We start from the raw sequence: 9177 nt of genomic DNA on the forward strand, positions 1-9177 counted from the left end.
GCTTTTAAAACATACGAAGGTTATTATACGCCCCTAAATGTCATCTTTCAAGTCTTAAACATCACTTGCCTGCTCTAAAAACCATTTTCTGACCTGAGAAATAAAGTATAGAGATCCCGTAATCACATAAAGTTTCTTATTGTCAGTCGTTACATGTTCTTTAATCCATGTTTTGAAATCTGGTACCTGCTTATAAACCTCTGGGTATTTATCTAATTTAACACTGTTTGGATAGTCAAAACTCGTTACAGTTAAGTCACCAACCGATTTTAGTTGAGCCAGCATACCATCAATAGGCTTGGTGTCAATAGCCGCAAAGAGAAGTTCAATCTCCTTATCTGCATGTTCTGATTGCAGCAAGTCAATCAAAACTTTAACACTCTCATTATTATGAGCACCATCAATCATGAGATTAGGTCTTAAAAATTCTGTTCGACCTCGCCAATTGGCATGAGCTAGTGCGTCCTTTATGAGTCTAGGAGTTACTTTAGGATAATCTTTTTTAAGCAATAAAGAAGCCATAATAGCTAAACTAGCATTTGCTACTTGATGTTGACCAGCCATGGCCAAGGCTATATCATCTAACCTTTGCTCCCCATAGGTAAAATCAAAGGAATGACTAGACCCTTCAGCTGTGAAATCTCTCCCCAATTCATAGGTCTTGGCCCCTTCTTCACGTGCCTTCTTCTCGAAAACATCTCTAACATCAGTACGGTCAGTCGCATAAATAAAAGGAGCCCCATTCTTCAAAACACCAACTTTTTCTGCTGCAATTTCAGCATGGGTATTTCCCAAAATAGCCTGATGGTCCAAACCAATCGAAGGGCAAAGAACTGCCAAAGGCTTAAATAGATTAGTCGAATCATGAAGGCCGCCCATTCCAGCTTCAATGAATGCGATATCAACAGGATGGACCTGACCAAAATAGAGGAACATCAGGACTGTGATAATTTCAAACTCTGTCGCATTTTCATGCTCTGTCTCTTTTGGTAGACGTTCAACCACAGGCTTCACACGACTAACCAAGTCAAGTAAGTCCTCTTCTGAAATCATCTGACCTTTAAGAGAGATTCGTTCCTTGAAGTCAATAATATAGGGCGAGGTAAAGGTTCCAACTTCATAGCCTGCCTGGGTAAAAATTGTTTGTAGGGCATTGACTGTAGACCCTTTGCCGTTTGTTCCCACGATATGCATAGCCTTGAGATTATCTTGTGGATTTCCCAATTCTTTAAGCATCCAAGCCATACGCTCCAAGCCAGGCTTGATGCCAAATTTTAATTGTCCATGAATCCAATCCAATGCTTCCTGATAAGTCATAATTACTCCTTTTTTGGCTAATGCTTCAACTTAGTCATTAAACTGACCTTTAAACTAGATTCCTAGTTTTTCCTTGAGCTTAATGAGTTGACGTTCTTATTATACCAAAGACTTCTAGTCTATAACCAAAATATGCAAAAAAGGCAACCCTAGGGTCACCTCTTAAGCTTTCTCTTTTTCGTCAATAACAAGACGAACTTTTTTACCTTGAGTAGGTACCGAATAGACAATCGCTCTTATCGCCGTAATAGTACGTCCTTTTTTCCCGATAACACGCCCAATATCGGCTGGGGCAAGATCAAGATGGTACTCCAAAAACTCAGGACCGTCAATGATTTTGATGGTCAACTGATCTGGTGAAGCAATTAAAGGTTTAACGATAGCGATAATAAGATTTTCAATGGTATCCATAGGCTAAAAAATTATTTTGAGAATTTTGATTCGTGGAATTTCTTCATAACACCTTCTTTTGAAAGGATGTTACGAACTGTATCTGAAGGTTGTGCACCTTTAGACAACCACTCAAGAACACGCTCTTCTTTAAGTGTTACTTGGTTTTCTTCAACGAGTGGGTTGTAAGTACCAACTGTTTCGATGAAACGTCCATCACGTGGAGCACGTGAATCTGCAACGTTAATACGGTAGAAAGGTTTTTTCTTAGAACCCATACGAGTCAAACGGATTTTTACTGCCATTTTTAATATCTCTTTTCTTTAGTTTTTTTATTATGGTGAGGGCTCTTATCGCCCCTCGACCTTAACTAGTATACCATATCATTTTTATGTGTCAAGAAAAAAACTTGACAGACTTGAATTTTCTACAAAAAAAAAAAATTAGAGTTTGACTCTAACTTCCTTTTAGACTATTTCTTAGTTGTGGTCTTATGATTTTTTTCATAAGCTACTTTTGCTTCAGCATATTGAGCTTCTAAACTCTTAGCCGCTGCCTTTGACACTTTCTCATAAGTATCACGACTAGTCAACTTGCCATCCTCGTTGTATGTAGAAACAACCAAGGTATCTTTATTTACAGTATAAGACTTGGTGCGTTTTCCTTTACGGTAGAGTCGGTAGTTATCTACGTTATCCGAAATATAGTAATCTACTAGATTCTTATCTGCATTTGGATAAAGTTGCGAGACAACTTTAGTCAACTCACGCTTAAATTCTGAAACTTCTTTAGTATAGGTAATAGATTTATTCCACTGATCAACAACTTGATATTCCTTCAAATAATCTGAAGCTGTAAAAGTAGGCTGATCCTCCTCACCTTCTTTATAGAAGTAAGAATGCGTTTGTAAATTATTAGAATGATCAACTTTAAGGAAAGAGACGTAAATTTCATCTTTATCTTCATGTTCTTTCAGAGTATTGGTTAACTTACCAGAATTTTCGTCCAAGACCTTAGACGATTTTAATTCCCAAGTTCCCTCAATGTTCCCCGAAGCATTACGCCAAAAACCGTATACACCACCGACAAGCAACATCAAAACAACAGCAACAAGACTAGAAATCAAGGCTCCTTTGCCCCAATTTTTGGCCTTTTTCGACTTTTGATTAGCGTTTTGAATCGTTTCTAGAAGACGAACCTGACTTTCCAAACTCTTTTCCAATTTGGCAACTGTCTGTTCTTCCTTAGATTTAGCTTTGGCAGCTAGCTTTTCGGCTTTTTTCTTATCACGAGCAGCTTGACGAGCAATCTTCTTAGCTGCCTTTTCTTCCTTACGATCAAGTTTTGTCAAATCCTCAGATAATCCAAGATGCTGTGCTTGGTTACTGAAAACTGGAATAGCTTGATTAGGTTCACTCGAGGTATTAACAGAATGATTTCCTGCATCTGGACGGGTTGGCGCATAACTTGCCAAACGTTCCTTAGCCTCTGCGACGCGTTTGCGCTGTTCTTCTTCCTTTTGAATATCCTCAGCCTGACGGCCCGACTGAATGGTTCTTACTTGACCAACAGTCTCTTGAGATAGGGCCTTTCTCTTTTCCTGGGCCGCATTTACCATAGCTTCTTGAGCGTTGTCACGCTCTTTCTGAGACTGAGCTAGTGCTCTGGCGGTTGCGGTTCCTTCTTCAAACTGTTGGTCAGCTGCTGATTCACCTTGATCAGCTACTTGGTTAGCCTCTGTACCTTCAGAGAGAACAAACTCTCCTCGTTCCAAGGCCTCTTTAAAGTCGATTGGTCTTGGTTTTCGGCCATTAACAGCCTCAAAGTACTCTAACCATTCGTCTTTCAACATAATAAATCCCCCTGAATTAAAAAACACATGATTAACTTCCCTATTTTACCATACTTTTTAACATAAAAATAGGGATTAACAAGAATTCTAAAAATTCTTATTAAGTCCCCATTAATCTTCTTTTGGTGTAATAGACAATAATTGAACAAAACGGTGTTGTGCTGATTCTGTTTCAAGCGTGACGTTGTCGTATCTGAAGAGAATCTCCTCGATATTTGCTAAGCCCAAACCACGACCTGTTCCTTTCGTTGAAAATCCTCTTTGTTTCAAAGGAGCTACATCAATAGAAGCTTCCTTAGTTGAATTTTCAACAACAATAACTGATTGATTTTCCATCTTAAAGATAGCAATAGATAATTTTGGTTTATCTGCTAATACAGTAGCTTCAATAGCATTATCACAAAGAATTGATATGATTGTAATCAAGTCGAGTGGACGCATATCTGTGAAGAAGACCCCCTCTTCAACCTCCACATGACATTGAATACCTTTATCAAAAGCCTCAGCCACTTTAGATGATAAAAGACTCTTAAGTGGCATATTGGTCACACGAGTTAATTTTGCCAAATCAAACTTTTGCTGCTTCAAATCTGATGCCGAATCTTTCAAGACACTATCATAAATCATCTTGATTTGATCGATGTCTTTCATCTGGATGGCTTCATTAAGCGAAATCATAACATTAGTATAGTCGTGACGGAAACTGCGTAGCGTTTCGTAAAGACTTTCGACCTGCTCAGAATACTTCTCTAAATCATCCAAGTGACGTCGATTTTCTTTTCTACGCTCATTTTCAAAGAATTCATCTGCATATTTATTAACCTTGTAAACAGCATAAAAAATAGCTACAAACCCCACTAAGGTTATCACATGTCCAGCATAGTACAAGGCAAAGAATCGCGAGGCCACGACGACAGAATAGTTCAAAATCACATAGCTAATCAAGATAAAGTTAGTGAAAAACATAATCCGACCAAATTTACGATCTCGCTCTAAGACCCTCAAATATTTAAAATCAATGTTAAGGAGCTTGGATAGAGCGACAAATGTTGGAATAATTAAAAGGTCAAAGAAAATGAAATAAAGATAACTTCTGTTTAGAAAATCCGATGTGATGCCGAACCCTGGCATCAGGAAGTAGGCATAACCATTAAAAATCAACAGATAGAGAACTAGAGGATAGAAGGCATAAAAAGCCAACATATTGGTGGTTCTCTCCTTACCATAGAAATAGGCATAGAAAAGAAGGTAGAACGGTGTCATAAAGGACAAACCGACATTATATGACATCCCCAGTATTCCCCCTATACATTCAACCAGGAACGCAATAGGAAGGATCATACGTGGTACCTTGACCAAGCTGGTCCTTTCGTAAATCCACTGTATGACAATGAAATGCAAAAGATATTCTAATGCAATTTGCAAATTGAGCATCATTTAACGGTTAGCCACCTCCTTCTAGTCATCTCTAAATATACGGCAAAAAGCCATAACACTATTCTATCACAATTCCTGATAATAGATGAGATAAAATTAAATAATTATCTCGAATTTCAGAAAACTTTCATTAATGATTAGAGAAGAAGGGGAAAATCTAAGACCTAACGATTTTTCAAACGTTCCAAAAGTTCCTTTTTACGTGTCCGCGATAGGAGGCATGACTCGTTTCCCTCAAAGAAGACCATATTAGCTGTACGATCCACACTTGTCACATTATTCACATTGACAACAAAAGAGCGGTGCGTTTGGAAGAAAATATCATCCAATTTTGCTACTTCTGCAATTTTCCCATAGAATTCCACTAGGTTTGACTTGGTATGAGCGATTAACTTATGTGGCACAGGGGCTGTCTCAATGTATAAAATATCATCATAAGGAATATTAACATCATTTTTATCCGTTTTAACAGTTAGACTCTGTGCCTTGGTTTCTTGCTCAACCTGTGAATAAGCAAAATCTAAAAGTTCTACTAAAGCTCTCTTAAGATCCACATCTTCCATGGATTTATCGACAAAATCTAGAGCTTGAATCTTATAACGGAAGGTCAAGGGCATAAACTCCGAGTAAGCTGTAACAAAGGCAATTTGTGCTTTCAAGTCTTCCTTACGGATTTCAAGCCCAATATCTAGTCCCTGCTTAGTTTGATTTTTAAGGTCAATATCCAAAAGATAAACCATGGATTTACCCGAACCTCTATCAGCATCTAACAATTCCTGACCCTGTTCATAAAAAGTAATCCCATTAACAACGGCCTTCGACTCCTCAACTGCTTCGTCCAATAAACGACCAACACGATGACGCTGCAAGGCATCATCTTCAAGGACGATAATAGAAAGCATCTTATATCCCTCTTTCTTTCTAATATACTTTAATATACCTATCTAATATTTTATCATAATTAATTGGATAATATTCCTTTTTTTACAGCATAAAGTCTTTTTATCTCACCTAATTTCATTTATAAAACAATTGTTATCTCATTGTCACTTTATATTCATTTTTAGGTGTTATCATGAGAACTGTTTTTGTTTTAAATTAAAAAGGAGAAAGTTATGTTACATTCTTTTAAAACGCAAGGGACTAAGACAAAGACCTTGTTGACCCTTGCAACTGTCGGTATAATTAGTGCTTTTCTTGTAGGAAGTCCTCAGCATGCCTCTGCGGATCAAACCTATGTTTCAGACCCTAACCAAGCTCTGACATTTTCCGAACTTGAAACAGGTACAACTACAAATACCATCGCTCAAACAGGTGTTTCTACTGAAACACCTACTACTGTGACTACTATATCACATACCTCTGTGGATGATCTTCATACACATGAAAATGACTATGAACAAACTCCCACAAACACTCCAACTTTTGAGGAATTGAAACAAAATAGTCAAACAGCTAGCAGTACTGTCGACAGCCAGACTGGAAGCAAAACCTATGAGACTAGAATTCCGACAAATACAGATAGCAATCATAAGGCTGTAGAAAACCAGTCTGAACCAAAGACCGAAACTGTCGCTCAAGCACAAACCTGGTCAAAAGATGGTGCCACATGGGTTTCAACAGAAATTAATAATGGTAATGTTCATAAGATTCTATCTACTTATATTCCAAAACCATTAACACCTTCTACAAAACCAACGACAACAGCTACACCAAAACCTAAACAATCAACTCCTGCTGTTAGTCAACCTAAAAAACCAGCCACAGTTGCTAACAAACCTACAACATCTACAACTCAACCTAAAAAACCAGCCACAGTTGCTAACAAACCTACTGCACCTACAGTTCAACCTAAGAAACCAACGACTGTTGTAAACAAACCAGCGACTTCTAGAACGACACAACCTAAGAAGCCAACAACGACTGTCACTAAACCAACAACTCCTAAAGCTACTCCTATCCAACCTGCTAAACCAGTGGACCGAGTTGCTCAAGTATGGCAAAAGAATAACGAACTCGTAAAAGAGAATTACGATACTCCTCACTGGTCAAGTAAGGAAGCGACGGTTTTCATCAATGCTAAAAATCCTGAAATCGTGAACGCCTACAAACAGGCTATCACTTCTTGGAATAACACTGGTGCCTTTAATTTCTTGCTCACTAACGATAAACAAAAAGCCAACATCATTGCTGATGAACGTTATGAAGGTAATGTGGCAGCTCCTCTTGGAGTTACCTACTCTACTTACTACCTCCCAACTAAGCAATATAGTAATGCTACTGTTTACTTGAACACCTTCCATGTTCAAAACAATTATTACCAAAAGAACGGTGGGAAACTCCTTAACACTGCGCAACACGAATTAGGACACTCAATTGGACTTGAACACAACAGTGCCGTTGCCTCTGTAATGGAACCTAAAGGTGGTAAGACAAGTATCCAACCTGTTGATATTAACAATGTTAAGAAACTCTATAGCAAGATTTAACTTCTTACACCATCACTACAAATATAAGCAGACCTATCAGGTTCTGCTTTTTTTATACAAGTGAGATGACCATTCAAGACCAGAAAATGACTGTTCATGATTTTTTCTTACACATTTTTTGATTATGTAAAGTTTTCTTCATTTTTTTTGGTAAAATAGAAAATGTAAAGAGAGACCGGATGAGTTGGAAGACTAAACTTTGTTAGTTTTTGCTCATTATTCTCATAAACAGAATAAAAATAGTCTAGGAACCCTTCTTAACATTTATACCTATCTTCCCCAAACACTTTTCCCCCATTCCTAGATTTCCAGATCTCTCCTAATAAAGAACGTCTAGCAACAGCAGCTAGGCGTTTTTTAGTGTATCTAAAGCACATAGGCGTTGGTATTAGCCTAGTAGATTAGTAATCGTTCAAAATAATTCTCACAAAATACCATTCAAGACCAGAAAATGACTGTTCATGATTTTTTCTTATATATTTTAAAAATATGTAAGTTTTCTCTGGTTTTTTTTGGTACAATAGATAATGTAAAGAGAGACCTAATGAGTTATAGATAAGTGCTTTATCATTTAAAACTTATTGTTCTCACAAATGTTTTTTAAATAGTCTAGGAACCCTTCTTAACATTTATACCTATCTTCCCCAAACACTTTTCCCCCATTCCTAGATTATCAGATCTCTCATAAGAAAAGCGTCTAGCTCACTGAACTGCACCCCAAAAGTTAGACAGAAAAAATCTAACTTTTGGGGTGTTTTTATTATGAAATTGACTTATGAAGATAAAGTTCAAATATATGAACTGAGAAAGCAAGGAGAAAGCTTTAAACGACTTTCAAATCAATTTGAGGTGAACGTTTCTGGTCTAAAGTACATGGTGAAATTAATTGACCGTTATGGAATAAACATCGTCAAAAAGGGAAAGAAGCGTTACTATTCTCCTAAATTAAAACGAGAAATGATTAATAAGGTTCTGCTTGAAGGTTGTTCCCAACAAAGTGTTTCTCTGGACTATGGCCTCTCCAATCAAGGTTTGCTTAACAATTGGATAGCACAATACAAGAAAAATGGGTATACTATTGTTGAGAAAGCAAGAGGGAGACCGCCTAAAATGGGACGTAAGCCAAAGAAGAAACCTGAAGAGATGACAGAACTAGAGCGACTTCAAGCAGAAAATGAGTACTTGAGAGCGGAGAACGCTGTTCTAAAAAAGTTGAGAGAACTCCGATTGAGGGACGAAAAAGAGCAAGAAGAAAAACGGAAATTGTTCGAGGATTGGTAACAGAGTTTGCTTTAGAGATTCTTCTAAAGATTATTAGGCTTGCTCGTTCGACCTATTATTACCACTTAAAACAGCTGGATCAAACGGATAAGAATCAAACTATCAAAGCTGAAATTCAAGCTATTTTTACTGAACACAAAGGAAATTATGGCTATCGTCGCATCACTCTTGCATTGAGAAATCGTGGCTTCGTGGTAAATCATAAGAAAGTGCAACGTCTGATGAAGGCTCTTGGTTTAAGTGCTCGAATTCGCCGAAAACGGAAGTACTCTTCATATCAAGGAGAGATTGGTAAGAAAGCAGAAAATCTCATTCGACGCCAGTTTGAAGCATCAAAACCAATGGAAAAGTGCTACACAGATGTGACAGAGTTTGCCATTCCAGCAAGCAGCCAAAAACTCTATTTATCAC

Annotated in this window: 7 protein-coding genes and 1 pseudogene; 2 read left to right on the forward strand and 6 right to left on the reverse strand. The window is 37.6% G+C overall.

The genetic code is table 11. From position 1 onward, the window contains the following. Window positions 1–54: 54 nt before the first annotated feature. The 6 genes from H7T98_RS03905 to H7T98_RS03930 form a co-directional block, all read right to left on the reverse strand. Window positions 55–1317 (reverse strand): bifunctional folylpolyglutamate synthase/dihydrofolate synthase, encoded by a 1263-nt coding sequence (locus H7T98_RS03905; protein WP_195519931.1) that lies wholly within the window; start codon window positions 1315–1317, stop codon window positions 55–57. A 162-nt stretch (window positions 1318–1479) separates the two neighbouring features. Beyond that, a complete protein-coding gene (locus tag H7T98_RS03910; RefSeq protein WP_002884680.1) occupies window positions 1480–1728 on the reverse strand; it encodes a KH domain-containing protein in 249 nt (82 codons plus the stop codon). Between the two features lie 11 nt (window positions 1729–1739). Next, entirely contained in the window at window positions 1740–2012 is a 273-nt protein-coding gene (rpsP, locus tag H7T98_RS03915) for a 30S ribosomal protein S16 (RefSeq protein WP_002884675.1), read from the reverse strand. A 167-nt stretch (window positions 2013–2179) separates the two neighbouring features. Further along, window positions 2180–3559, reverse strand: a complete 1380-nt coding sequence (locus H7T98_RS03920) for a hypothetical protein (protein WP_037601590.1) — start codon at window positions 3557–3559, stop codon at window positions 2180–2182. 111 nt (window positions 3560–3670) lie between these two features. Continuing rightward, window positions 3671–4849 (reverse strand): sensor histidine kinase, encoded by a 1179-nt coding sequence (locus H7T98_RS03925; RefSeq protein WP_037601828.1) that lies wholly within the window; start codon window positions 4847–4849, stop codon window positions 3671–3673. A gap of 311 nt (window positions 4850–5160) precedes the next feature. Continuing rightward, window positions 5161–5898 (reverse strand): LytR/AlgR family response regulator transcription factor, encoded by a 738-nt coding sequence (locus tag H7T98_RS03930; protein WP_155213349.1) that lies wholly within the window; start codon window positions 5896–5898, stop codon window positions 5161–5163. Between the two features lie 213 nt (window positions 5899–6111). Here H7T98_RS03930 and H7T98_RS03935 point away from each other — a divergent pair, with 213 nt between their 5' ends. Together H7T98_RS03935 and H7T98_RS03940 are read left to right on the forward strand one after the other, a co-directional pair. Beyond that, entirely contained in the window at window positions 6112–7485 is a 1374-nt protein-coding gene (locus H7T98_RS03935) for a matrixin family metalloprotease (RefSeq protein ID WP_148512851.1), read from the forward strand. Window positions 7486–8247: 762 nt separating this feature from the next. Then, window positions 8248–9177: pseudogene (locus H7T98_RS03940) on the forward strand (IS3 family transposase); the annotation flags it as partial.

This window comes from Streptococcus sp. 23.2, from assembly GCF_016648665.1.
GTDB classification, from domain to species: domain Bacteria; phylum Bacillota; class Bacilli; order Lactobacillales; family Streptococcaceae; genus Streptococcus; species Streptococcus salivarius_E.